We start from the raw sequence: 568 nt of genomic DNA on the forward strand, positions 1-568 counted from the left end.
GTTCAACGCGCTCGCGGCGAGCCCATTAACCGGCGACCAGGCCTTCCACGACGCTGAGGCGGCGTACCTCAACGCGCGGCAGATCTACTGCGATCTGCTGGTCGAGGCGACGGGGCAGGATGCGAAAGCAATCGCACGGAGGCTCGCGTGACCGACGAACTCAAGCGGTGCCCGTTCTGTGATGGAAGGGCGATCACGAATCATGTGCGCGATGGACGACGCGCGGTCTGCATCGACTGCGGTGCGGCGGCGGGAAGCCAGTTCCATGGCCCACTCAACATGCCTAGCGCCGAAGACCGGGCTATAACCGCCTGGAACACCCGCGCCGATGGCTGGCAGTCTATCGAGACTGCGCCGGAGGATGGGACGCTAGTCCAGCTTTACTGCGCGCGTGCCGAACTACCGGTTTCGGTAGGGTACTATGAAAATACCGCTGGCATCCCGTGGGAGAGCGCCGACCGGTGGGTCATGTTCGAAATGGACGGCATGGTGTCGGCCTTCATGCCCACCCACTGGCGTCCGCTCCCCGCAGCTCCGCAGGTGTCGGCATGATCATAACCGCCCATGC

1 protein-coding gene is annotated in these 568 nt (G+C 64.1%); it reads left to right on the forward strand.

The window, feature by feature from the left end:
- Nucleotides 1-147: 147 nt before the first annotated feature.
- A complete protein-coding gene (locus tag ACTIMO_RS17225) occupies nucleotides 148-552 on the forward strand; it encodes a Lar family restriction alleviation protein (RefSeq protein ID WP_345850143.1) in 405 nt (134 codons plus the stop codon).
- Nucleotides 553-568 lie beyond the last annotated feature (16 nt).

This window comes from Arthrobacter sp. CP30 (genome assembly GCF_053470025.1).